The sequence below is a fragment of the Marinomonas epiphytica genome, from assembly GCF_054780655.1.
Window position 1 is genome coordinate 75,686 of sequence record NZ_BAAGVX010000004.1, and the last position, 22,730, is coordinate 98,415.

Below are 22,730 nucleotides of genomic sequence, written 5' to 3' on the forward strand. Positions count from 1 at the left end.
TCTAAAAAAACATATCCTTATAACCTAATGTTATTTAATTTCATTTTTGTAAGATAACTAGATCAGTTAAGCATATGATTTGTATGACAAAACACCATTTTTATTCACTTTTAAGCAAATATTCATTAATAGCTTGAGTTTTCTTAATTTCGTACTTTTTATGCTGTAACTTTCTTTCTATTTTTCTGTACTTAAATTACCAAAAAGCCAAAAAGCACCAACATTTACCCTAAACGCCATAAATATCCTTTTAAAAAGTAAGCTTATTCAAGATGAAATAAATATTTTTTTTCATTTTTTTGACATTTTATTGCGTTATAGAGCCCTGCCTTGGCGGCCTTCATGGTAAGATTGATTCTCGAATCCCCACTACTTTTCAGAAGGTGCTCGATACTCATGTTAAAAACGAATCACAACTGCAATATAGGGTTTGTCGGACTCGGCGTAATGGGCAAAAACTTAGCCTTAAATCTTGCTGACCACGGTTATCGCGTTGCAGGTTTTGATCTAGATTCACAAAAAGTTCAAGAGGTATTAGACACGGAAGCCAAAGAGCGACCAGCGTCAGTTGATCAAGCGCGAATCATTGGCTGCGAGAGCATGGAAAACATGCTAGAAAACCTAGTTAAGCCTCGTGTTATTGTTGTATTAGTACCTGCTGGCGCTCCTGTTGATGCGGTTTGTAAAAACTTAATTCAAGCAGGTCTAGAGGCAGACGATATTGTTGTCGACTGTGGCAATAGCCAATGGACTGACACCATTCGTCGTGAATCAGAATACAAAGACAACTTTAAGTTTTTCGGAACGGCAGTATCGGGCGGTGAAGTCGGCGCGCGCTTCGGACCATCATTAATGCCAGGTGGCGACGCAGATTCTTGGCAGTACCTACAACCTATGTGGGAAGCGGTAGCTGCGAAAGTAGACGCTGATGGCAAACCAATTGAAAGTAACACCCCTGGTCAACCGGTGACTAAAGGTGAACCTTGTACCGCTTATTTAGGGCCTAATGGCGCAGGTCATTACGTCAAAATGGTACACAATGGTATTGAGTATGCCGACATGCAGTTGATTTGTGAGGCCTACCATTTACTTCGTTCCTTACTTGGCTATGAACCTGCTGAAATTGGTAAGCTATTCGAGCGTTGGAACCAAGGTGTATTAAACAGCTACTTAGTTGAAATTACTGCAGATATTTTGCAGCAATACGATGAAAAAACCGGTGCGCCATTAGTCGATATGATTCTCGACAGTGCTGGACAAAAAGGTACAGGCCGTTGGACATCAATTAGTGCGACCCAAATGGGTGTACCAGCGGGCATCATCAGTGAATCCGTTTATGCTCGAGCCCTAAGTACTTTAACTGGCGAACGTGAATTGGCCGCTGGTAAATTGGTTGCTGAAGTCGAATCTGGTGAAATTGATGCTCAAGAAGTAGAGCAAGCCATTGAAGAGGCTCTTTACTGTGCGAAAATTTGTGCTTACGCCCAAGGTTTCCAAATTATGCGCGCAGCTCAAAAAGAGTATGACTGGACTCTTAATTTCACGGATATTGCCAAGATCTGGCGCGGTGGTTGTATTATCAGAGCGTCTTTCTTACAAAAAATCGCAGATGCATTTACCCAAAATCCTGATTTAGAAAACCTCTTACTAAGTGACTACTTTGCTGATGCCATGGCAGGCAAGCAAGCAGGCCTTAGAAAAGCGGTTGTTTATGCAGCACAATCTGGTATTCCTACACCCTCTTTCTTCTCTGCCTTAGCCTACTTTGATGGTTACCGTTCTGAAGTCTTACCTGCTAACTTACTACAAGCTCAGCGTGACTACTTTGGCGCTCACACCTATGAACGTGTTGATGCAGAACCAGGCCAGAAGTTTCACACTTACTGGCAAGAAGCCGGTCGACCAGAACGAAAAGCTTAATAAGCATTTCTTCTAATAATTAAAAGTCGCTTACTGGAAGCAGTAAGCGACTTTTTTTATGAGCTTGTTTTGTGACATATTGCACTAGATGCTAATTTACCAACTTACAGTTTTTTCTCTACAGAAGTCAGCATGCCTCGCAACATACCCAACTCTTGCTGGTCTAACTGAGATCTCTGGAATAAACGACGGAACCGTGTCATCACTTTACGAGGCACTTTAGGATCAAGAAACTCAGTCTGAGTTAACACGCTTTCCAAATGTTCTAGTAAGTGATCAATTTGTTCAGCGGTAGCGGCAGGCTGATCCCACTTACTGGCCACCACTGGTGCCTCTTGCTGCAATAAGAATTGCATGCGTAATTCATAGGCGATCACTTGTACCGCAGCGGCTAGGTTCAATGAGCTAAAACTTTCCACGGAAGGAATGTGGACATGATAATGGCACTTTTGTAGCTCTTCATTCGTCAGCCCCCTGTCTTCACGGCCAAAAACAAAAGCCGTTTCTAGCTGCTCTTTATATACCATCTGCGCGGCTTCTCTTGGGTCGACCAAGGGCCAAGGAATATGGCGTTCTCGGGCACTCGTTCCAATAACCAGCTGACAATCTTTAATGGCTTCTTCTAAAGTATCCACAACGACTGCTTGATCTAATATATCTGTCGCCCCTGACGCTCTGCTTATGGCTTCATCACTAGGAAAATCTTTTGGCGCAACTAGGTAAAGGTCTGCCAATCCCATGTTCTTCATTGCTCGAGCCGCTCCACCAATATTGCCAGGATGGGAGGTATTAACAAGCACGATTCTAACTTTGTTTTGCATTTATTTGGACACCAATTTTATTCATTTGTCATGGGCTGCATAGTAACAGATTTTAAAGATAAAACGGCTATCTGATCAGTTTTCAATCAAAAATTCACTAGCTAAATTAGCGTTATTAGGCTAGAATCCGCTTCCTAATTTTATGACACTCAGATCTTGATAAGCAGGCACATTTGCGAATGATCTTAGGGTCCGCTCTTTAACACTTTAACGGCAACGTATCGCTTATGAACATTAAGCGATAATCACTTTTTACAGATTATTTGACGGTATACTATGCAACCTAGAATCAATATTGCGCTGAAAGCTGCCCGCGCTGCAGCAGAGTTTATTGCACACTCTCAAGAAAAACTTTTATTCGATAAAGAGCAAGGGCAATCGGCTGAACAAGCCTATCTAAGTGTATGTTCTGGCGCTGAACGCAGCATTGTTTACCATCTTGAAAAAGCTTACCCTGCTGACACCATTACAACGCGCCTACAAGGCGATGTACAATCCGGTGAAGAAGGTCAATGGATTGTTGATGCCATCCAAGGCCAACATTTATTCAGCCGTGGTTTGTCTGGTCATGTTATTACTTTAAGCTACCTAGTTGCCGGTAAAGTAGAGCACGCTGTTGTGCTCAACCCACTCACTAAAGACGAGTTCTACGCAAGCAAAGGCCGTGGAGCTTACCTAAACAATAGCCGTATTCGTACTGGTAACGCACGTGGTCTTGAAAATGCCACTCTTGCAGCTCAATTCCCTGCAACGAATCGCCTTTTACCTTACCTAGATGGCCAACTAGCAATTTTATCCAGTGTTGCCGAACACGGTGCTCGCATGGTCATGCAAGATAGTCCTGCTTTAATGCTAACTAACGTGGCTGCGGGTCGTATTGATGCAGCATGGGGAATCAAATTACAAGAATGGGAAATGCAGGCTCCTTTGTTCATTGCTAAAGAAGCGGGCTGCTTATTCGGCACATTTGATGGCTCAACCAGTGTTGAAACAGGCGATGTATTGTGTGCTAACCCTCGCTTATTCAAAACGTTACTACCACTTTTGAAAAAGCACATTGCTCTGTAATAGCAATTAAAAGACTTCATACCCCTTTATGAAGCAAATTACTTCCCTGCCACCTTACCAAGTGGCGGGGATTTTTTTTATTTGAACCTAATGTTTGTGATGATGATGCTCATGATGATGCTCAACCACCGAGCTTTCATCAAAATTTTCCTCTCCTGGGTAGAATACTCCTATGTCTTGGCGAACTTCATCAAGGGTGGCTAAAATATCCAGGCTATCTTGCCAACTATGATTAGGGCTCTGAAGTAAACCTTCCTCAAGGCAGCGATTCACCTCTTCTATCTCAAACTGATAACCTAAACCTGGAAAGTCAAACTCAACGGCTCTTTCTTGATCTTCACCTTTGACCAACCGACAGGATTTTGCCATAAACCAAGGGGAATCCAGCTCGATGTATCCCAGACTGCCTGACAACACCGCTTTATTGGGGTGCTGAGAGATTAAAGAAGCTTCTAATGAAGCAAGTTGACCACTTTCCCAGCCTAATAAGATTTGTTCAAATACATCAACATTAGTATCCCCCACTACCGCTTGATTCTGAACAAAGTCAGGCTTACCAAAAAACAGTTGAGCAAGGAACACAGGGTAGATGCCTAGATCTAACAAAGCACCGCCACCTAACTCAGGATTCAACAATCTGTGTTTAGGGTCGGTTGGCCCAACAAAACCAAAGCTAGCTTGAATACTCTGTAAACTGCCTATTTCTCCTTCTTCTACCCATTCAATGGCTTGCTCAATAGCAGGATTAAAACGAGCCCATAGTGCTTCCATCACAAAAACTTGGTGTTCCTGCGCTAGATCATAAAGCTCTTGAGCTTGAGCTTCATTTAAGGTGAAAGGCTTTTCACACAACACCGCTTTTCCGGCAAGGATACAGGCTTTTGTTAGCTCATAATGATGGGTATGAGGCGTGGCAATGTAGACAACATCCACTTCTGTACTGTTGATCAACGAAAAATAATCCACAAAAGACAACTCAATATCGAATGTCTCTGCAAATTGATCTGCGCTGGTTTTATGACGCGAAGCAACGGCTCTTAACTCACCATTTTTCGAATAAGAGAAATCTTTCGCAAAGGCACTCGCTATATTTCCTGTACCAATTATTCCCCAACGAATTGTTTTCATTGTTTTCCCCTTTTGCCTACAACCCTATACCCTAACTAGGCTTTATGTTGGTTGGACACTTATTTAATTTGCAGTTGCAGCCTCTAACTCAGCCACTCGATCTAACAAGAATTGAACCTTAGTTTCTAGATCTTCTATGCGAGCCGTTAAGTCTGGTTCACTTTGACTAACGGGTTCAGCAGTCTGAAAGTCCTCTTCATTAAAATTTTCCATCAAACAGGAAACATACCTTTGTTCTCGCTTACCGGTTTCTCTTGGCAGTTTATGAACATAAGGACCGCCACTTTTTTCAATCAAACTTTGTAGCGCTTGTTCTGACTCTTCACGGCTTTTAAAGCTATGTAAGCGCCCACTTCGGGATCTTAGCTCGCCTGGTGTTTGCGCCCCTCTCAAAAACAACAAACAATTAATGGCGAGTTCTGCAGGAGAAAATTGCAAATCAGAAAATTCCGTATTACAAAACCTGTGCTGGTACTTATTCACCCGGCTATTAAAACTGCTAATTTCAGTCACTAGGTTACGCTCAATCAAGGCATCTAGAGCATCTTGCACGTCTAGTTCACTGCAATTCATTACAGGTTCACGGTTAGATTTTTGATTACAGGCATTGGTTAGAGAATTTAAACTTAGCGGATACTGATCTGGCGTGGTGATCTCTTTTTCAATAAGACAACCGATCACACGCATTTCTATAGAACTTAAGTCAAAGTAGCTCATGGGCTCTCCTTAATGACATACAAACCGATCTACAGGGTATTATTCGTTATTAAAACGCTTGAACGGAAACCATAATAACTCTTTTAAGGACCGAATTTCATAATTTTTAGTACTGGGTAAACCAATATTAATGGCTTGATCACCACCTTGAGCCCGTTCCGTATAACTGGCAAACAATCGATCCCAGATACTCAGAAAGAAACCATAATTGCTGTTGGCTTCTTGGTTAATACGAGAATGATGAATGCGGTGCATATCCGGTGTAACAACCAATTTTTTTACTTGTCGTTCAAGCGGTGTAGGCAAACGAGCATTCGTATGGTTAAACATTGCCGATGCATTTAGCAACATGTCGAACAACACGACAGCTTCAAATGGCACACCTAAACACCAAATTGCTATCGATTTGATCAACAAGGAAAGGGCAATTTCAACTGGGTGAAAGCGCACTGCTGAGCTAATGTCTAGTTCAACATCTGTGTGATGTACTCTGTGTAAACGCCACAGCCAAGGCAGGGTGTGAAAAAGCCGGTGTTGCCAATAAATCAGGCAATCCAAAGCAAAAATGCTTATTAATATCAATACAATAGAGGGGATACCGATATTTTCCCAGATTAAACCAACAGGGCTCGAAACAGCAACTAGGCTTAACAAAGCTGGCTGAATTAAACGTACACAGACAGCGCCTAACGCCAGTAAGAAAAGATTATGACACCAACGTTTTCGCCACTTTGGCAAAGGGCTTCGCAGAGCCAGATATTGCCATAACAACAGAGTGGTTAATGCTGCGAAAAACACACCAACTCGTAAGCTAAAATCCATTCAGATCGCCTTTCAGTCTGATTTAAAGTTGACAGAACCTATTGTAAGAGCGGGGCTCGCTCTTTTTCATGCATTGTGAAATGGACTTTGATTTGCCCCAAAAGTTCAGCCAACACATTAATATTCACTTCCTCTAAACGATGGATGATTAGACACCCTTCACCAAACTGAACTTGGGGTAAACGTTGGTAAAAATCTGGACTGATATCTGGGTCGGAAAAATACACGCAATAGTGGTCATGCCTTGCCGCTACGCCATAAACCCAGCCAGTATTTTCTTGAAAGAAAGGAATACCAGGGTCGCATACTAGCTTCGCAGAAGGCGCAATTTGCCCCATTATAGCCAGTATGTCACGTAAACCCTGCTGCATATCAGGGCTGGCAAGACGAATATAATCATCTACTGTGTCTTTATTTGTGTATGTCAGCATAATCACCTCACCGTTCATTCGACTCTGCTGACATAACATTTATATGCACTTGATTTTTAAGAAAAACCTTGGGTTTTTAAAGCTTTTTCAATGCGCGTTATTGCAAGCTCAAGTCGAGACCTTGGACACCCAAAGTTTAGGCGAACAAAGTTAGGATTGCCAAAATCTTTACCATTTGAAACACCTACTCCGGCATCTAGGAAGAAACGGTAAGGATCAGACAACCCTAACTCAGAAACATCTATCCAAGCCAAATAAGTCGCTTGTAAATGAGCCATTTTTAAAGGTGTTTTGGCGAGCCGCTGCTGCAGTAAATCTCTATTCCCTTGCAAATAATTTAATAAGGCTTTGTGCCACGCCTGGCCTTGGTTAAAAGCGGCACTCGCAGCTTCCATTCCCAGCAAATTGGGGGATGGTACTAAGCCCGCGCCCGCTTGGCTGAAGGCGTTACGAATTTTAGAGTTTGTAATCACAGCAAAAGCGTAAGCAAGGCCTGCTAAGTTGAATGTTTTACTTGGTGCCATCAGGGTAATGGTACGCTGAGCAGCGTCTTCATTTAGGCTTGCAAAGGGAACATGGGGTATCTCATCTAAAATAAGATCACAATGAATTTCGTCACTCACCACTAATAAGTCATAACGTTTTGCAATCTCATGCATCGCTAGTAACTCTTCCCGAGTGTACATGGTGCCACCAGGATTATGAGGGTTACATAACAAAATCATTTTCGAATCCGCTTGAGCGCATAATTTCTCGAACTCTTCCATGTCAGGTAACCAACGACCTTGCTGAATGGTCATGGTCACTGACTTTAACGTACGTTCAGCAGCAAGGGGGGCTTTAGTCAAATGGTAATAAACAGGGCCAGGGACTACGATACCATCCCCCTTTTTAGTTAACGCACGCACACTCAAATGCAAAGCACACACCAAACCGGGTAAATGCACTAACTGAGATGCAGAAACCTGCCAGTCGTATCGTGTTTTTAAATGCGCGATAATGCCTTCTGTAAGCTCTTTAGGAGCATAGGTATAACCAAACACGCCTTCATCGACACGCTTAGCCACTGCCTCTTTAACGACTTGCGGTGCATCAAAGTCCATATCAGCCACCCACATTGGAATGACGTCTTTAGGGTACTTAGCCCATTTATCACTGTTCATGTTGGATCGATCGATCAATTCATCAAACACTTGTGACGACAAGTGCATAGCTTCTCCCTATTCATTCTAATTACAGCCAAGTAAGAAATATTACCATCAAGCTTAAGGAAGATGCGATTAAGTCTTCTGCACTTCAGTCTTGCCAGAGAAACGGTCTATCAAGGCAAGAGTGAGCAGGAATGTTAATACCTTTCAATCACTCTTAACACAGAGAGGCCGTTTCTCTGAAAGACCCGAAGGGCGTGGGCTAAACACTTTTTATTGTTTGTTAATCTTCTTGCCAATATGTTCAATGTTGGACTTCAAAGCTTGCCTCGAGTAATAAAGTTTTATCCACATGCTGAAGCCAGTGGGCTTGTTCGTGCCTGCCTTAATAGTTCCAGCAAGCCTTTTACCATCAAGCGCCATAGCCAAGGCCTACGTATTTAATAAACACCACTCCTTCGAAAAGAAAATCCATTTGAACTCTAATATTTATACCTCTAAAAGGTTGACCCACTTCTATAAAGCGGCCTAATATATATTTAATTAAATGTTTAGTTAAAAAAGAATTTATTATGCCTAAAGTTGGAATGGACATCATTCGTAAGCCTCAGCTCATTGAGGCCACCATTAAAGCCATCGACGATTTTGGTGTCGCTGGCGCTACAGTTAGTGTAATAGGTAAAAATGCCAGCGTATCTCCTGCAATTATTAATCACTACTTTGGCGGTAAAAGTGGGCTTTTCGAAGAAACTATGAAAAGTTTGATTCGGGAGTTTTTTGAAGACCTGCAATCCCAATTACAACAAACAGCCAATTCTTCATCTAAAGCTAAGGTCATGGCAATTACTAAGGCGAGCTTTAGTCAGTCACAAACACGCCCTAAAGTAGTCAAAGCATGGATCGGTTTTTGGGCTGCATCAATGCACACACCAGGGTTATTTCGCTTACAGAGAGTCTACTCACGACGTTTACAAACCGTTTTGGTCGTAGAACTTAAAAAAGATTTTGAGCTTTATAAAGCACGAAACATTGCTTCAACCCTTTCAGCTCTAATCGATGGCATGTGGCTTCGCGGCTCCCTAAACGGTGGAATTGATAAAACAACAACCCTGAAACAAATTTATCAATATTTAGAACTAGAATATAAAGAGGACGTTATTCACGGATCGAATAGCAGCTCAGCAGTTTGTCTTTAAAGCATAGAGCTTTGGCTCATGTCTCGAATAATAATTTAAAACTAGGAGAAGCTATGATTTCCAATTTAAAGGAAGCCACCCTTGCGGTAGCCATTAGCAGTGTCACTAGCCTGACTTATGCGGCCCAATGTTCTTCCGTTACTTTTTCAGATGTGGGCTGGACCGACATAACAGCCACCACTGCAGTAGCAACAGAACTAGTAGAAGGTCTTGGCTATAAATCTAAAACTCAATTACTTTCTGTACCAGTAACCTACTCCTCCCTTGCCAATGGTGATGTAGATGTATTCCTTGGAAATTGGATGCCTACCATGCAAGCAGATATCGCCCCTTACGTAGAGGCAGGAACAGTAGAAGACTTAGGACCAAACTTGCTGGGCGCTAAATACACATTGGCCGTAAGTAAAAGCGCTTACGATGGTGGTGTAAAAACTTTTGCTGATCTTGCCAAGTACCGCCGCGAGTTTTTAGGCCGAATTTATGGCATAGAACCCGGCAATGACGGTAACCGCCTAATTCAAGACATGATTGATAGCAACGCCTTTGGTCTAGAAGACTTCCAACTGGTTGAATCCAGTGAAGCAGGTATGCTTTCTCAAGTAAGCCGCAGCGCTCGCCGCGATAAGTGGATTGCCTTTCTGGGTTGGGCCCCACACCCAATGAATGCAAACTTTGAGATGGAATACCTAGCAGGTGGTGACGATTACTTTGGCCCTAACTATGGTGGTGCAAATGTGCATACCAACACTCGTAAAGGTTTTGTTGAAGAGTGTGCAAACCTAGGTAAATTGGTTACCAACCTAACGTTCTCATTGAAAATGGAAAACGAAATCATGGGGGCCATTCTTAATGACAACAAACAGCCAGCAGAAGCGGCCAGAAACTGGCTTAAAGCAAACCCTTCCGCTATTGAACCTTGGCTAAAAGGTGTCACAACAGTCTCTGGCGACAACGGCTTAAAAGCCGTGAAATCCCACCTAGGTTTATAATTTCTTATCAACAAACCCCACTTCACATAAAGTGAAGGTGGGGTTTTATTCTATTCTCTGGAGAACACAATGAATTGGCTGACGGATCACAAAATCCCTCTTGGCTCATGGATGGAGTACTTTGTCGATTGGTTAGTAGATGTTGCAGCAACATTTTTTGACTTTATATCCATTACCCTTGAAACTCTTATAATCACCTTGGTTGACACTTTAGAGTGGATTCACCCACTAGGTGTGATTGCTTCTATATTACTGGGCGTTTGGCTACTACACAGAAACCTAGGTTTAGTTGTCTTTATTGCTGCGTCACTACTTCTGATCATTAATATGGGGTATTGGGTCGAAACACTGCAAACCTTAGTGCTGGTTATTACGGCTACCACTATTAGTGTCATCATTGGTGTACCGATTGGAATTGCCGCGGCTCATCGACCTTGGCTTTATACTTTATTACGCCCGCTTTTGGACTTAATGCAGACCATACCCACGTTTGTTTACCTCATTCCGACCTTAATTTTATTTGGTTTAGGCTATGTACCAGGGTTAATTTCCACCATCATTTTCGCCATTGCGGCTCCAATTCGTTTAACGTATTTAGGTATTAGCTCTGTGCCAAATGAATTGCGTGAAGCAGGGTTAGCGTTTGGCTGTAGTAAATCAAAATTGCTTTATAAAGTGGAACTGCCTTCTGCATTACCTAGCATCATGGCGGGCGTTACACAATGTATCATGCTGTCACTATCTATGGTTGTCATTGCGGCATTGGTCGGTGCTGATGGGTTAGGAAAACCCGTTGTACGAGCACTAAACACAGTGAACATTTCTCAAGGCTTTGAAGCCGGTATCGCTATTGTATTAGTCGCCATTATGCTGGACCGAATTTGTAAAACTCCCACCAAACGTAACGAGGGCTAGATCATGGCAGTAGTAAAAATTGAAAACCTCGACATTGTGTTTGGCGAGCAGATTTCGCAAACCTTAGCGTTAATGGATGAAGGTAAAACTCGTGCCGACATACTTGGTTTAACCGGTGATGTGGTTGGGGTGCAAAACGCTAACCTTGAAGTACAAGAAGGTGAAATTTGCGTACTAATGGGGTTATCTGGCTCCGGCAAATCTACCTTACTACGCGCCATTAACGGCCTGAATAAAATTGCTCGTGGCCGCTGTTTCGTTAGAGATGGTGAGAGTATGGTAAATATGGCAGAGTGTGATGAGCAACATCTCAGACACATGCGCACTCGCCGTGTTTCTATGGTATTCCAAAGTTTTGCTCTCATGCCTTGGCTAACTGTGTTAGAGAACGTCGCGTTTGGACTCGAAATGCAAGGCCTTAGTAAAGACGAGCGCTTAGCCAAAGCGCGAGCCCAGCTTAAAATGGTAGGCCTTGATCAATGGGCCAACAAAAAGCCCGACGAACTGTCGGGGGGGATGCGACAAAGGGTTGGCTTAGCTCGTGCTTTTGCGATGGATACGGATGTCTTACTGATGGACGAGCCTTTCTCCGCGCTAGACCCATTAATTCGCTCGCAACTGCAGGATGAACTCATTGAACTGCAAAAAACGCTCAATAAAACCATTATCTTTGTGAGTCATGACCTTGATGAAGCGCTAAAAATAGGCACCCGGATTGCAATCATGGAGTCAGCGCAAATCATTCAGCAAGACGAACCTGAACAAATCGTCTTAAACCCTGCCACCGAGTACGTTGAAAAGTTTGTTGCTCATACCAACCCTCTAAACGTGCTTGCGGGGCGCTCTTTGATGACCCAGCTGAACGAACTTCCAACTAAAGAAGGCATGTTTTTAGTTAATGACAAAACAAAGCTAGAAATAGCTCAAGGTCAGCTACTTAAGGTCCATGGCGCTGATGGTGAAATCCCCACCAGCCAATGGCAGCAAGGTGATGATATAAACCAACTCTTGCCTCATCATGCAGTGCGAGTACCATTAACCATTAGCATGCGAGATGCGGTTGAAATTCAATACCAATCAGGACAGTTTTTGATCCTAGAAGAGGCAGGGCAATGCCAAGGCATACTCACCCATAATAACCTCTACCACGCCTTGCTTGGCAAGCACTTTAAGGGCCAAAAAGAGTAACCTAAATAACCCAGCCAAACAGCGCAAGCAGCTTGGCTGGGTTATTTAATAATCACTTTTTATTCTTCTACTGCTCTATTAATGCTCGGTTCCAAAATCCATTCTGCGCTATCGTTCAGCACATCCATTTTGGTAATCAGATCATTTTTCACTTCAAATCGATCGGTATAGCGGTTTCCATGAAACGCTCTGCCATCTGGCCATTGCCCATACAAGTAACCAATCGAATACACAACGCAATGATCGTCCTTTTCTACTGCGTCATATTGCTTGATCGATTTTTTGACCCACTCATACCGCGACTTATTAAAAGCCGTAATTTCTGTGGCATTTGCCATTTCTCTGCGTCCTGTGAAAGTGATCTTCACATTGTCACTCATATAGGTCGCAGCTTTAATAGGATCTGGTGCCATTGATGCCTCTAAAAATTCACTGACAATTTTTACAGCTTGCTCTATTTTGGCATTCATTCTCTCACTCCCTAACATTTTGTTTAAAAAACGTGCACAAAAAACACTTATGTCTCATAGAAGTGCAAAAAAGCTCTAAAAACATGGTTTTTTTATTGGCACCCATATTGCTAGCAATAATTAAACAATAGCTAGCAATTAAATAAAAGAGGGGATTTTATGCGTTTATCTGAAATTAAAAAAAGCATTACCAAAGCCGTCACCGTAACAAGTAGCAGTTTGTTACTCTTAGGTGCGTTTCAAGTTCAAGCAGCGGAACCGATCAAAATTGGCTTAGTGGCTGCACTATCTGGTCAATCAGCCAAATCGGGAGAAGCAATTACACGTGGCTTATCAATAGCGATTGATGAAGTGAACGCTAAAGGTGGTGTCCTAGGTCGTCCATTAGAGCTGGTTCGTCGGGACGATGAAAGCAACCCCTCTAAGGGCCTTCTTGCCGCACGAGAGTTAGTACAAAAGGAAAAAGTTGCCGTACTTTTTGGTGGTCTGGATACACCTGTTTCAATGGCTATCGTCCCACTGGCAAACCAAATGAAATTTCCTTTTATGGGAGTATGGGCCGCTGGTACGCCAATCACTCAAAATGGTGCAAAAGATAACTATGTTTTCCGCGTATCAGCCGTTGATGAAATTGTTGATGAAGCGCTTGTGCAGTACAGCATTGATAACTACCAGATGCAGAAGCCAGGCATGATTCTAATCAACAATCCTTGGGGCGAATCAAACGAAATAGGTTTCAAAGCAGCACTTGATAAACGCGGTATAAGCTATACGGGTATAGAACGTATTGAGTCCAGTGATTTAGATGTGGTCCCGCAACTGAGTAGACTAAAAGAAAAAGGCACAGATACATTATTAATGGTGGCGAACGTAGCGCCATCTGCGCAAGTCGTAAAATCTCTTGAGAAGATGAACTGGGACGTACCAGTCGTTTCTCACTGGGGACCAGCAGGTGGCCGATTTGGCGAACTGGCTGGTGCAACGGCTGATCGAGTGCACTTTATTCAAACCTTCGTCTTTACAGACACGGAATCAGGTAAAGGCGGCGACGTTTTCTCAGCGTTACAGAAAAAATATCCAGAAATTAAATCAACAGCCGATGTAACACCCGCTGTTGGCATTGCTAACGCTTACGATGCCCTTCATCTTACCGCAATTGCTATTGAGAAAGCAGGTTCAACGAAAGGTAAGGATATTCGTGATGGCTACTACGACATCACAAGTTATGAAGGCCTTATTAAAAACTTTACTACCCCATTCAGCCCAGCACAACACGACGCAATCGGGCCAAATGATTATGTTTTCACACACTTTGTTGATGACCAAATCATTCCTGTGCAATAACGACCTTTTGTGGCAAGGACGCCCATTTAACGCTAGAGGCTTTATATGTTAACAACCGCTATTCTCACCGGTCTCGGGCTAGGCAGTATGTATGCCTTGCTTGCTCTCGGTTTCCACATTACCTACATAGTGAACAACACTGTGAACTTTGCTCAAGGTAGCGCCATGATGATAGGCGCAGTATGGGCTTACACTCTATGTATCACTTGGGGGCTACCTTATCTAGTGGCCTTCTTTTTAACCTTGGTTATCTGTGCAATATACGGACTTGCTATAGAACGCTTTTTAGTTCGCCCATTTGCTAGTCGAGGATCTGATGCTTGGTTAATGGCGACGGTCGCAGGTGGAATATTGGTTGATAACTTAACCTTATTTACCTTTGGTAAAGAACCTCGTCAATTTACCAGTGAGTTTGCCAACATCAGCTTGGAAGTATTTGGGACTAACTTATCGTTACTACAAATGTTAATCCCTCTAATCGGGTTATTTATTGCTTTTGCACTAGTCGCCATTCGTCAATACACAAGGCTGGGCAAAGTGTTGCAAGCCTGTGTACAAAATCCAAAATCTGCACAGCTAATGGGCATTAAGGTTACACGAGTTATTTCTATTAGCTTCGCTATTTCTACTCTGTTTGCAGCCATTGCCGGAATTTTAATAGCACCATTGTTTGCCGTTCATTCCGATATGGGAACCTTGTTTGGGCTTAAAGCCTTTGCCGTTGCTATTCTTGGGGGGATTGCCAGTGCTCATGGGGTGTTTGTCGCAGGACTCCTATTTGGTTTAACAGAAGCCATCGTAACTATCTATTTTGGCTCTGCTTTCACTCAAATTATTACCTTTTCTCTCGTTATTATTGCGCTCGCCATTAAACCTAATGGATTGTTTGGGCGCGGACAGGTGGTTAAAGTATGATGTCTAACAAACGCCTTTCTCTTATTCAGATAAGTTTATTTACATGCTTAGGCTTATTCTTATGCTTTTCTTTGGATAGCTACTCATTACTGCTCTTCTCTCTATTCCTGTTAACCGCTATTGTCGGTGTGGGTCTTAACGTCTTAATGGGCATGAGCGGTCAAATTAGCTTTGGACATATCGCTTTTTATGCCATTGGTGCTTATGCTAGTGCATTGTTGCTTATGTCCGGGTTACCCTTTCCTATTGCAATGTTTTTAGCCGCGTTAATCTGCGCGGCTATAGGGGCAATTCTCGCTATTCCTGCTCTTAGGGTAAGCGGCCCTTACTTAGCCATGATCACCATAGCCTTTGCGTTTATTATTCATCATAGCTTAATTGAATGGCGCGGTTTAACTGGGGGAGCAAACGGCTTAATGGGAATTCCCATGCCGGAACTAGGCAATTTAGACATAAATGTTTTGCTGGCTCTAACTTCGATGCTATTACTAGCAGGCGCTTTACTCGGCTATTTATACTTCTATGACAGTGGTTGGGGTAAGGCAATGCGGGCGGTTAAATCATCTCCAATTGCTGCTCGCTCATTAGGTTTTAATCCGGTGTTGAGTAAAACTCTGGCCTTTGCTTTATCTGCTGCACTAACAGGGCTAGCAGGCGCAATACTGCCACCACTAATGTTATTTATTAGCCCAAGTACTTTTCCATTTTCTCAGTCTATCCTATTTGTTTTGGTGGTTATACTAGGTGGTACAGGAACACTTTGGGGACCAGTATTAGGGGCTCTTATTGTCGTCATTTTACCGGAAGTACTATCACCATTAGCTGAATATCGATTACTTATTTTCGCAGCTTTGCTTCTGATAGTTTTATGGGGAGCCCCAAAAGGCATAGTTGGAGAAATTCAGAAAAAACTCACAAGGCAAAAAATGGAGTTTGCCCCCGAAAAAGCCAATAAAGAGTTATTACAACACTTCTATAAACGGAATAAACATGATGTATTAGGCTTAACTGTTGATCAAATAGGTATACAGTTCGGAGGCGTTAAAGCGGCTCAAAATGTCAGTTTTGAAGCCCACCTTGGCAAAATCACCAGTATTATTGGACCCAATGGGGCTGGAAAAACGACAGTGCTAAATATGATTAGTGGTTTTTACCAGCCTAATCAGGGGCGTATATTTTTAGACCAACAATTGTCAGGCCTTGATGCCTATAAAATTGCGCGCGCAGGAATATCAAGAACATATCAAACAAGCCAGCTTTTTGAAGAGATGTCCGTTTTAGAAAATGTTCTGTCTGCTATGCAGAAGGGAAAACTTGGCCACCCTTTTTTATCAGAGAAACTAGGTCAACGAGAAGTAGCGCTTAACCTATTAGCATTTGTTGGATACAGCGGCTCTATTCATGCACCAACACAAGATCTTCCACATGTTGATCGCCGCCTAGTCGAAATCGCTAGAGCTCTAGCAAGCCAACCTTGGGTGTTATTACTAGACGAGCCCGCTGCGGGGCTGAGTCGAGAAGATACAGACAAACTGGCCAGTTTATTAAGCATAATCGCAGGTTTTGGCATAGCGGTTATTCTTGTAGAGCACGACATGCCGCTTGTGATGGGAATCAGCGATGAAATTCTTGTACTTGATGCAGGCCGCCCCATCGCCCATGGCTTACCAGAAGATATACAGAAGAACCCGGCGGTCATTTCCGCTTATTTAGGGGGGACAGATTACCAGGCACAACCGAGAGAAAAAGCTTGGCAGGGTCAAAAAGATGCCGTTCTTTTCTGTAAAAACCTTACCGTGGATTACGGTGCTGCTCCTGTTGTGCAAGATGCAAACCTAGTGATATATCCAGGTGAATTAGTTGCTATTTTAGGCGCTAATGGCGCGGGTAAAAGTAGTATTTTACAAGCCTTATCTGGGCTCAAGCGTCCCATTAAAGGCCAAATTGGATTAAATGATCAATACATTCACGATTTGCCTGCCGAAGAAATTGCTCATCTAGGGTTAGCTCTAGTACCAGAGGGCCGACAGCTTTTTGGGCAGTTGTCCGTAAAAGATAACTTAATCATGGGCGCTCACTCTCGAACAGATAAAGTCGACTATGAGTTAGAGATTGCCAATATTCTCAACCGCTTCCCACGATTAAAAGACAGAATACACTCGCAAGCAGGTTTGCTATCAGGAGGCGAGCAACAAATGGTAGCTGTTGGTCGCGCTTTAATGGCGAAACCTAACATCCTACTGCTTGATGAGCCGTCCCTTGGACTGGCCCCATCAATGATTGGCGAGCTGTACGATGCACTAGCTGCACTAAGAGATGATGGTGTTACCATACTTTTAGTAGACCAAATGGCAAACCTCGCCTTACAGATTGCAGACCGTGCTTACGTTCTTGAAACAGGCAAAATCGTTAAACAAGATACAGCTAAAAACCTAATGAGCGACGAGCAACTGATACAAGCGTATATGGGGGGTGCTTAATGTCTAATAAAGATACCCTCATCATTTATAATGCCTATTTAGAAGGGCTTGATGGCCTTAATGTGATTCATATTTGTAACGGCTATATTGCAGAAATTTATGCTCAGCAAGAGGTCGAGTTGAGCAAACTTTTTGATCATAAGCAGGAGGGCGATTTCATCGATGCACAAAAACAATTGCTGCTCCCGGGCTTGATAGAAACGCACATTCATTTGGACAAAGCCTGCATTGCTTCACGTTGCTCACTACATGAAGGTTCACTCACTGAAGCAATTACTCAAACAGCTTTAGCAAAAAAGAATTTTTCCTACCAAGATATTTACCAACGTGGTGAGAAAGTAATTAAAAAAGCGATTCTGCATGGGACGTCTTATATGCGAACACATGTAGAAATTGATCCGATTATTGGCTTAGTCGGGTTTAAGGCAATTCAGCAACTAAAACTGGACTACGCTTGGGCAATTGAGTTACAAATCTGCGTTTTCCCACAAGAAGGCTTGAACAACAACCCAGGGACATACGCACTACTAGAGGAGGCACTCAGGTCTGGGGCAGACTTACTAGGCGGCTGTCCCTACACTGATACTGCTCCTAATAAGCAAATTGCTAGCCTTTTCCTACTGGCTAAACAATTCGATGTTGACCTAGATTTCCATCTCGATTTTGATCTTGAGCCCTCCAATATGGGGTTGACTGAGGTTATTAAGCAAACAAAGAAACATCAATACCAAAATCGTGTCACTGTTGGACATGTAACCAAACTCTCTGCGCTCCCTCCTGCCATTCTCATTGACCTAGCAAAACAAATGGCGCAAGCAGGTATTCAAGTGACCGTTCTACCGAGTACAGATTTATTTCTAACCGCAAGAGACAGTGATTATTTACAACCAAGAGGGGTCGCTCCAATTCACAAAATTGCCCCATTGGGAGTCATTTGCTCAATATCCAGTAATAATATCGAGAACCCATTTACTCCATTTGGGGATGTCTCTCAAATACGCCAAGCCAACTTGTATGCCAATGTTGCGCAACTGGCAACCAATCACGAACTCAAGAAATGCATGGAATGGGTAAGTTCAGACGCAGCCAAAATCCTTAACCTTAAAGATTACGGTCTCGCAATCGGTAAAAAAGCAGACATTCATTTTTATGAATCGAAATCTGCCGCCGACGTGATTGCAACGATCAGCTTACCAACTATGGGAATGAAAGCAGGACGGATTACTTATCAAAGAGATAATGGCCAGATAATACAGACTTGAAAACGCTAGGAGCCAGCCTTTAAATACGCTGTAAAGCCTCCGCTAGATCCAATTCAGGCTCCTGGCTTTCATCTAACACAAGTTCAGATTCTAAATGATGTAAATGCTGCATCATTATATCCACTGCCAACGCTTGATCATCATTTTGCAAAGCTTCAATTACCTCTTGATGCTCGTGATGTTGGCATGAGGGAATATCGTTCCTTTGATATAAAGCGACAATAAGTGAGCTTCTTACCATTAAGTTATCAAAAATTTCTTTGAGAACTTGGTTTCCGCAAATTTCCGCTAATAGGCGGTGATAGTCACTCAGTTTAGCAACGATAATTTGACGATCATCGCCTTCGGTAGCGGTTTTTTCCGAAACCATATGAGCTTCAATTCTTTGCCAATTCTGTTTAATTGTTTTGGCACTAATACTCTCAACAATACCTCGTTCAATGGCTCTCCTAGCCGCAAAAATTTCTTTTGCTTCTTGTGCACTTGGCTGTGCAACAAAAGCCCCTCGATTCGGTTCAATGGTGACTATCCGATTAAGCGCCAACCTTTGTAGGGCTGCTTGAACATGATTACGATTCACCTTAAGAGCATCCACAATTTGTGCTTCCACCAACCTTTGCCCTGGCTTTAACTTATGCTGGGCAATCGCTTGAGACAAAGTGTTGATAATCTGTTCGACGGCAGCTTTTTTATTCACTGGTGTTTTTTTGACTAGCTGAACCATGAGAGGACAAACCCTATTGAGCAAAAATTATAAAGCCTATTATACAAGTCAATATAGATATTGCACTATAGCTAGCAAGTTGCTAGCTATAGTTTTGATCATAATCAAGCTTTGTTTGACTCATCACAATGATTTTCTTTTTTGCTTAAAAAACATTGCATTCAGGACTTGGCTAGGTATAGTCTGCGACTTTTACGCTGTATTAAATTTCGCCAATTTTCTGACCAAGCAACTAAGGATGCCGTATGCTTAAGCAGACTCTTTTTCCTATTTGGAGCCTCCTTTTTGGTATTGCCATTTTAACTATGGCCAGTGCCTTACAAAGCTCTTTGATTGGTATTCGTGCATCGATTGAATCTTTTAATACAACGGCAACCGGTTTGATCATGTCGGCGTATTTTCTCGGTTTTATCATTGGTTCCTTATTGGTACCAAACTGGGTAAAAAACGTTGGCCACATCCGGGTATTTGCTGCTGTAGCGTCGCTGGCTTCTATCACCATTTTATTACAGTCTGTTGTGGTAGACCCATGGTTCTGGATGCTCATGCGAATGGGCACAGGTTTATGCTATGCAGGCTTGTTTATTGTGACAGAAAGCTGGCTCAACGACATTGCCACCAACAAAACTCGTGGCCGCCTTTTTTCTATCTATATTATTGAAATATGGGCCAGCCAAACCTTAGGGCAGGTATTACTGAACACCGCTTCTCCAAGTGGGTTTGGGCTCTTTATTTTAACCTCTGTACTCATCTCAATGGCCTTGGTGCCTTTGTTGTTAGTAAGGACTCCCTCACCTACCATTAGCATTCCTGAAAGGCTCAATATCATGGGGCTAATTAAAACCGCGCCACTTGGGGTAACAGGGGTAACCATCGCGGGTGTCACCTCAGGCGCTTTGTTGGGGCTTGGGGCTTTATACGCCAAAAGCATTGGCATGGGAGTTGGGGAAATCTCTCTATTTATAGGGGCCAGCTACATTGGTGGCATGGTGCTGCAGTGGCCTATTGGTATGCTTTCTGACCGACAGGATAGACGAGTGACTATTCTGTGGGTAGGTGTTGTTGGAGGCATTACAGCGTTAATTGTGCCATTTGGCTCCAGTATGGATAACCGTTTAATCATGATGTTTGGTATGTTCACTGTGGGAGCTTTTACCTTCCCTATGTATTCTCTTGCTTCCTCGCACATGAATGACCAGTTGCGCCCTGAACAGATCCTCTCTGCTTCAAGTGGCATGATATTGCTTAACGGTCTGGGGGGCATGTTAGGACCTTTAGTTGCCGCCGTCTTTATGGATATTTTTAGTATTGAAGCTTTATTTTGGTTTATTGCTTCAATGAATGTTCTGGTCGCGCTCGTTTCAGCCTACCGAATTAAAGTACAACCCCCTATGGACATCGAAGAGCAAGGGGATCAAATTCAAGTGGCCCTGGCTGTCAGCCCCATTGCAACTGCAGAAATGTTGGTAGAAGCCGACTCTTCAATCACACCAGAAGAGGAAGTTCACGAAGTCGAGATCAAGCTTTAATCTCTATGCTACTCAGCCTATAGGCTGAGTAGCAATTTTTGCGGCAATAGCCCAAATCAACAAAGCATTTAAACGGTTAAACCAACGCCAGAATGAGGCTTTTTCCAGCCAAGGGGCACACAATTTGCCAACCAGAGCCAAGCCTAAAAACCAAACAATTGAAGCGCTAATGCCACCTAAGACAAAGTCCCATTTCGCACCTTGCCACTGGTTTGCTAGGCTGCCCATTAAAATCATGGTATCCAAATAAAAATGCGGATTCAGCCAAGTCACAGCAAGGCTCATCACAAGCAAGGGCCCCACGGCTAAACGCATCGTCGACTGTTTCAGGATGAGTGACTCATCCATAAAAGACGCACGCCATTTTGTGTAAGCAAACCAGATTAAAAAAAGCACACCGCCCCAACGTGACACGTCCAGCAACCATTCATTAGACTGGATCAGTAAGCCAACGCCAAATGCCCCAAGCATGATGGATAGCGCATCACTGAGAATAAACAATAGCGCCAAAGGGAACGCGTAATGCCGTTTGAGCGCCTGCTCAAGCAAGAAGCTATTTTGTGCCCCTACTGCGACAATTAAACCGCCACCTGTAATCGCGCCACTCATAAAAGCCAACATAATCCTACCTCTTTATTCAAACAGGTCTTGATAATACGCAACACGAAATATAAATTTAAATTAATTAAAATTAAACTTTATTAGTTATTCTTATGTTGGATTACAAAGCCCTTTCCTGCCTTAAGGCAGTATTACAGTTTCAAAGTTTTGAGAAAGCTGCCCAATCTTTGAACCTAACTCAATCAGCAGTCTCTCAGGCAATCAAGAAGCTAGAGTCTAGCTATGGTAGCCCGGTGGTCATTCGCGCCAGGCCCGTTGTCGCCACCCCATTAGGTGAACAGTTACTCGCCCATATCAATAAAGTGTCATTACTTGAAGATAACCTGACGCTGAATTGGCAACAAACCATGCATAGTCAGCCTATTCATTTAGCCGCCAGTAACGATGTACTCGCAACCTGGTTTCCCGAAGTCGTCACGGAGTTTTCAAAAATAAGCGCCAATAAACTGCATTTACAGGCCACAGACCAAGCGTTAACCCGTGAAAAGCTAAAAACGGGGGAAGTGATTGCCTGCCTTAGCGACATTGGTACCCCTGTACCCGGCGGTAAATCTTTGTTCATCGGCAACATGATCTATGAACTGGTCGCAACACCCAGCTTTATAGAAGAGTCTTTAAATAACCAAATAACCATTCAAAGCCTAGCTCAAGCACCTTCTTTAACATTCGATAAGCACGATGACCTTTGGAGCCAATACCAAAAAGAGTGCCTTGGTGTAGCTCAAAATAGTGACAACTGCCACTGGTATCCCTCTTCCCATGGCTTTGTACAGCTGGTTTTGGGTGGCACAGTCTGTGCTTTAGTCCCTAGGGTACAGGTTAAAAATGAGCTATCTACAGGCAAATTAGTGTCGTTATTGCCTGATCGACACCTGAGTGTTCCCATGTACTGGCACTGGTATGAGCTCAATTCAGGTGTGGTAGATGATTTAACCAAGGTGATATTAAATATCACAAAAATTGCTTTAAACTGACGCACTATAAAAGTGCTAAACATGATATAAATAGTCACAAATGGCTGGTATTTTAAAACGACAGCCAT

Annotated in this window: 21 protein-coding genes; 12 read left to right on the forward strand and 9 right to left on the reverse strand. The window is 43.0% G+C overall.

Annotation, left to right across the window (positions count from 1 at the left end):
- The first annotated feature begins 396 nt into the window (after positions 1 to 396).
- A complete protein-coding gene (gene gndA / locus ACYVGZ_RS02255) occupies positions 397 to 1,920 on the forward strand; it encodes an NADP-dependent phosphogluconate dehydrogenase (protein ID WP_460750601.1) in 1,524 nt (507 codons plus the stop codon).
- A 104-nt stretch (positions 1,921 to 2,024) separates the two neighbouring features.
- Here gndA and trmJ read toward each other — a convergent pair whose 3' ends face one another.
- Complete coding sequence (trmJ, locus tag ACYVGZ_RS02260) at positions 2,025 to 2,741, reverse strand: tRNA (cytosine(32)/uridine(32)-2'-O)-methyltransferase TrmJ (protein ID WP_460750604.1); 717 nt, start codon at positions 2,739 to 2,741, stop codon at positions 2,025 to 2,027.
- Positions 2,742 to 3,017: 276 nt separating this feature from the next.
- On the opposite strand from trmJ, the gene ACYVGZ_RS02265 reads away from it, so the two are divergent.
- Positions 3,018 to 3,809, forward strand: coding sequence for an inositol monophosphatase family protein (locus ACYVGZ_RS02265; protein ID WP_460750607.1), 792 nt, complete (start codon positions 3,018 to 3,020; stop codon positions 3,807 to 3,809).
- An 87-nt stretch (positions 3,810 to 3,896) separates the two neighbouring features.
- Here ACYVGZ_RS02265 and ACYVGZ_RS02270 read toward each other — a convergent pair whose 3' ends face one another.
- The 5 genes from ACYVGZ_RS02270 to ACYVGZ_RS02290 all read right to left on the reverse strand — a co-directional run bounded on the left by ACYVGZ_RS02270 (position 3,897) and on the right by ACYVGZ_RS02290 (position 8,118).
- Positions 3,897 to 4,937: a Gfo/Idh/MocA family protein gene (locus ACYVGZ_RS02270; protein WP_460750610.1), complete on the reverse strand. Its 1,041-nt coding sequence runs from the start codon at positions 4,935 to 4,937 to the stop codon at positions 3,897 to 3,899.
- Positions 4,938 to 5,000: 63 nt separating this feature from the next.
- Positions 5,001 to 5,654 (reverse strand): YceH family protein, encoded by a 654-nt coding sequence (locus ACYVGZ_RS02275; protein ID WP_460750612.1) that lies wholly within the window; start codon positions 5,652 to 5,654, stop codon positions 5,001 to 5,003.
- A gap of 39 nt (positions 5,655 to 5,693) precedes the next feature.
- Positions 5,694 to 6,476 carry a sterol desaturase family protein gene (locus tag ACYVGZ_RS02280; protein WP_460750614.1) on the reverse strand — a complete coding sequence of 261 codons (783 nt, stop codon included), beginning with the start codon at positions 6,474 to 6,476 and terminating at the stop codon, positions 5,694 to 5,696.
- Between the two features lie 38 nt (positions 6,477 to 6,514).
- Entirely contained in the window at positions 6,515 to 6,907 is a 393-nt protein-coding gene (locus ACYVGZ_RS02285) for a DUF1801 domain-containing protein (protein ID WP_460750617.1), read from the reverse strand.
- Positions 6,908 to 6,963: 56 nt separating this feature from the next.
- Positions 6,964 to 8,118, reverse strand: a complete 1,155-nt coding sequence (locus ACYVGZ_RS02290) for a MalY/PatB family protein (RefSeq protein ID WP_460750619.1) — start codon at positions 8,116 to 8,118, stop codon at positions 6,964 to 6,966.
- Between the two features lie 509 nt (positions 8,119 to 8,627).
- On the opposite strand from ACYVGZ_RS02290, the gene betI reads away from it, so the two are divergent.
- The 4 genes from betI (at position 8,628) to choV (ending at position 12,343) form a co-directional block, all read left to right on the forward strand.
- The gene (gene betI / locus ACYVGZ_RS02295) at positions 8,628 to 9,251 is read left to right on the forward strand and encodes a transcriptional regulator BetI (RefSeq protein WP_460750622.1); all 624 of its coding nucleotides are present in this window, start codon (positions 8,628 to 8,630) and stop codon (positions 9,249 to 9,251) included.
- A gap of 53 nt (positions 9,252 to 9,304) precedes the next feature.
- The gene (locus ACYVGZ_RS02300; RefSeq protein ID WP_460750626.1) at positions 9,305 to 10,240 is read left to right on the forward strand and encodes a choline ABC transporter substrate-binding protein; all 936 of its coding nucleotides are present in this window, start codon (positions 9,305 to 9,307) and stop codon (positions 10,238 to 10,240) included.
- Positions 10,241 to 10,309: 69 nt separating this feature from the next.
- Positions 10,310 to 11,155, forward strand: coding sequence for a choline ABC transporter permease subunit (gene choW, locus ACYVGZ_RS02305; protein WP_460750629.1), 846 nt, complete (start codon positions 10,310 to 10,312; stop codon positions 11,153 to 11,155).
- A gap of 3 nt (positions 11,156 to 11,158) precedes the next feature.
- Complete coding sequence (gene choV / locus ACYVGZ_RS02310; protein ID WP_460750632.1) at positions 11,159 to 12,343, forward strand: choline ABC transporter ATP-binding protein; 1,185 nt, start codon at positions 11,159 to 11,161, stop codon at positions 12,341 to 12,343.
- Between the two features lie 59 nt (positions 12,344 to 12,402).
- On the opposite strand, the gene ACYVGZ_RS02315 is transcribed toward choV, so the two are convergent.
- Positions 12,403 to 12,813, reverse strand: coding sequence for a nuclear transport factor 2-like protein (locus ACYVGZ_RS02315; RefSeq protein ID WP_460750635.1), 411 nt, complete (start codon positions 12,811 to 12,813; stop codon positions 12,403 to 12,405).
- A gap of 159 nt (positions 12,814 to 12,972) precedes the next feature.
- Here ACYVGZ_RS02315 and ACYVGZ_RS02320 point away from each other — a divergent pair, with 159 nt between their 5' ends.
- The 4 genes from ACYVGZ_RS02320 to ACYVGZ_RS02335 are packed head-to-tail and all read left to right on the forward strand — an operon-like array spanning position 12,973 to position 18,814.
- On the forward strand, positions 12,973 to 14,157 hold the full coding sequence (locus ACYVGZ_RS02320) for an ABC transporter substrate-binding protein (RefSeq protein WP_460750637.1): 1,185 nt from the start codon (positions 12,973 to 12,975) through the stop codon (positions 14,155 to 14,157).
- Between the two features lie 45 nt (positions 14,158 to 14,202).
- The gene (locus ACYVGZ_RS02325) at positions 14,203 to 15,072 is read left to right on the forward strand and encodes a branched-chain amino acid ABC transporter permease (protein ID WP_460750640.1); all 870 of its coding nucleotides are present in this window, start codon (positions 14,203 to 14,205) and stop codon (positions 15,070 to 15,072) included.
- On the forward strand, positions 15,069 to 17,552 hold the full coding sequence (locus ACYVGZ_RS02330) for a branched-chain amino acid ABC transporter ATP-binding protein/permease (protein WP_460750643.1): 2,484 nt from the start codon (positions 15,069 to 15,071) through the stop codon (positions 17,550 to 17,552). The genes ACYVGZ_RS02325 and ACYVGZ_RS02330 overlap by 4 nt, the downstream gene beginning before the upstream one ends.
- Positions 17,552 to 18,814, forward strand: coding sequence for an amidohydrolase family protein (locus ACYVGZ_RS02335; protein ID WP_460750646.1), 1,263 nt, complete (start codon positions 17,552 to 17,554; stop codon positions 18,812 to 18,814). Before ACYVGZ_RS02330 ends, ACYVGZ_RS02335 begins: the two co-directional genes overlap by 1 nt.
- Positions 18,815 to 18,833: 19 nt before the next feature.
- On the opposite strand, the gene ACYVGZ_RS02340 is transcribed toward ACYVGZ_RS02335, so the two are convergent.
- The gene (locus ACYVGZ_RS02340) at positions 18,834 to 19,538 is read right to left on the reverse strand and encodes a GntR family transcriptional regulator (RefSeq protein ID WP_460750649.1); all 705 of its coding nucleotides are present in this window, start codon (positions 19,536 to 19,538) and stop codon (positions 18,834 to 18,836) included.
- A gap of 245 nt (positions 19,539 to 19,783) precedes the next feature.
- Between ACYVGZ_RS02340 and ACYVGZ_RS02345 the strand changes: the two genes are divergently transcribed.
- Positions 19,784 to 21,067, forward strand: coding sequence for an MFS transporter (locus tag ACYVGZ_RS02345; RefSeq protein WP_460750651.1), 1,284 nt, complete (start codon positions 19,784 to 19,786; stop codon positions 21,065 to 21,067).
- Positions 21,068 to 21,079: 12 nt separating this feature from the next.
- Here the strand turns inward: ACYVGZ_RS02345 and ACYVGZ_RS02350 are convergent, their stop codons facing one another.
- Positions 21,080 to 21,688: a LysE/ArgO family amino acid transporter gene (locus ACYVGZ_RS02350; protein WP_460750654.1), complete on the reverse strand. Its 609-nt coding sequence runs from the start codon at positions 21,686 to 21,688 to the stop codon at positions 21,080 to 21,082.
- Between the two features lie 92 nt (positions 21,689 to 21,780).
- Here ACYVGZ_RS02350 and ACYVGZ_RS02355 point away from each other — a divergent pair, with 92 nt between their 5' ends.
- Positions 21,781 to 22,662 (forward strand): ArgP/LysG family DNA-binding transcriptional regulator, encoded by an 882-nt coding sequence (locus ACYVGZ_RS02355; protein ID WP_460750657.1) that lies wholly within the window; start codon positions 21,781 to 21,783, stop codon positions 22,660 to 22,662.
- The last annotated feature ends 68 nt before the right edge of the window (positions 22,663 to 22,730 follow it).

What these genes read in the sequence shown, in the direction of transcription:
- gndA (WP_460750601.1), top strand. Translation starts at nt 397, where the DNA reads ATGTTAAAAACGAATCACAACTGCAATATAGGGTTTGTCGGACTCGGC.
- trmJ (WP_460750604.1), bottom strand. Translation starts at nt 2,741, where the DNA reads ATGCAAAACAAAGTTAGAATCGTGCTTGTTAATACCTCCCATCCTGGC.
- ACYVGZ_RS02265 (WP_460750607.1), top strand. Translation starts at nt 3,018, where the DNA reads ATGCAACCTAGAATCAATATTGCGCTGAAAGCTGCCCGCGCTGCAGCA.
- ACYVGZ_RS02270 (WP_460750610.1), bottom strand. Translation starts at nt 4,937, where the DNA reads ATGAAAACAATTCGTTGGGGAATAATTGGTACAGGAAATATAGCGAGT.
- ACYVGZ_RS02275 (WP_460750612.1), bottom strand. Translation starts at nt 5,654, where the DNA reads ATGAGCTACTTTGACTTAAGTTCTATAGAAATGCGTGTGATCGGTTGT.
- ACYVGZ_RS02280 (WP_460750614.1), bottom strand. Translation starts at nt 6,476, where the DNA reads ATGGATTTTAGCTTACGAGTTGGTGTGTTTTTCGCAGCATTAACCACT.
- ACYVGZ_RS02285 (WP_460750617.1), bottom strand. Translation starts at nt 6,907, where the DNA reads ATGCTGACATACACAAATAAAGACACAGTAGATGATTATATTCGTCTT.
- ACYVGZ_RS02290 (WP_460750619.1), bottom strand. Translation starts at nt 8,118, where the DNA reads ATGCACTTGTCGTCACAAGTGTTTGATGAATTGATCGATCGATCCAAC.
- betI (WP_460750622.1), top strand. Translation starts at nt 8,628, where the DNA reads ATGCCTAAAGTTGGAATGGACATCATTCGTAAGCCTCAGCTCATTGAG.
- ACYVGZ_RS02300 (WP_460750626.1), top strand. Translation starts at nt 9,305, where the DNA reads ATGATTTCCAATTTAAAGGAAGCCACCCTTGCGGTAGCCATTAGCAGT.
- choW (WP_460750629.1), top strand. Translation starts at nt 10,310, where the DNA reads ATGAATTGGCTGACGGATCACAAAATCCCTCTTGGCTCATGGATGGAG.
- choV (WP_460750632.1), top strand. Translation starts at nt 11,159, where the DNA reads ATGGCAGTAGTAAAAATTGAAAACCTCGACATTGTGTTTGGCGAGCAG.
- ACYVGZ_RS02315 (WP_460750635.1), bottom strand. Translation starts at nt 12,813, where the DNA reads ATGAATGCCAAAATAGAGCAAGCTGTAAAAATTGTCAGTGAATTTTTA.
- ACYVGZ_RS02320 (WP_460750637.1), top strand. Translation starts at nt 12,973, where the DNA reads ATGCGTTTATCTGAAATTAAAAAAAGCATTACCAAAGCCGTCACCGTA.
- ACYVGZ_RS02325 (WP_460750640.1), top strand. Translation starts at nt 14,203, where the DNA reads ATGTTAACAACCGCTATTCTCACCGGTCTCGGGCTAGGCAGTATGTAT.
- ACYVGZ_RS02330 (WP_460750643.1), top strand. Translation starts at nt 15,069, where the DNA reads ATGATGTCTAACAAACGCCTTTCTCTTATTCAGATAAGTTTATTTACA.
- ACYVGZ_RS02335 (WP_460750646.1), top strand. Translation starts at nt 17,552, where the DNA reads ATGTCTAATAAAGATACCCTCATCATTTATAATGCCTATTTAGAAGGG.
- ACYVGZ_RS02340 (WP_460750649.1), bottom strand. Translation starts at nt 19,538, where the DNA reads ATGGTTCAGCTAGTCAAAAAAACACCAGTGAATAAAAAAGCTGCCGTC.
- ACYVGZ_RS02345 (WP_460750651.1), top strand. Translation starts at nt 19,784, where the DNA reads ATGCTTAAGCAGACTCTTTTTCCTATTTGGAGCCTCCTTTTTGGTATT.
- ACYVGZ_RS02350 (WP_460750654.1), bottom strand. Translation starts at nt 21,688, where the DNA reads ATGTTGGCTTTTATGAGTGGCGCGATTACAGGTGGCGGTTTAATTGTC.
- ACYVGZ_RS02355 (WP_460750657.1), top strand. Translation starts at nt 21,781, where the DNA reads ATGTTGGATTACAAAGCCCTTTCCTGCCTTAAGGCAGTATTACAGTTT.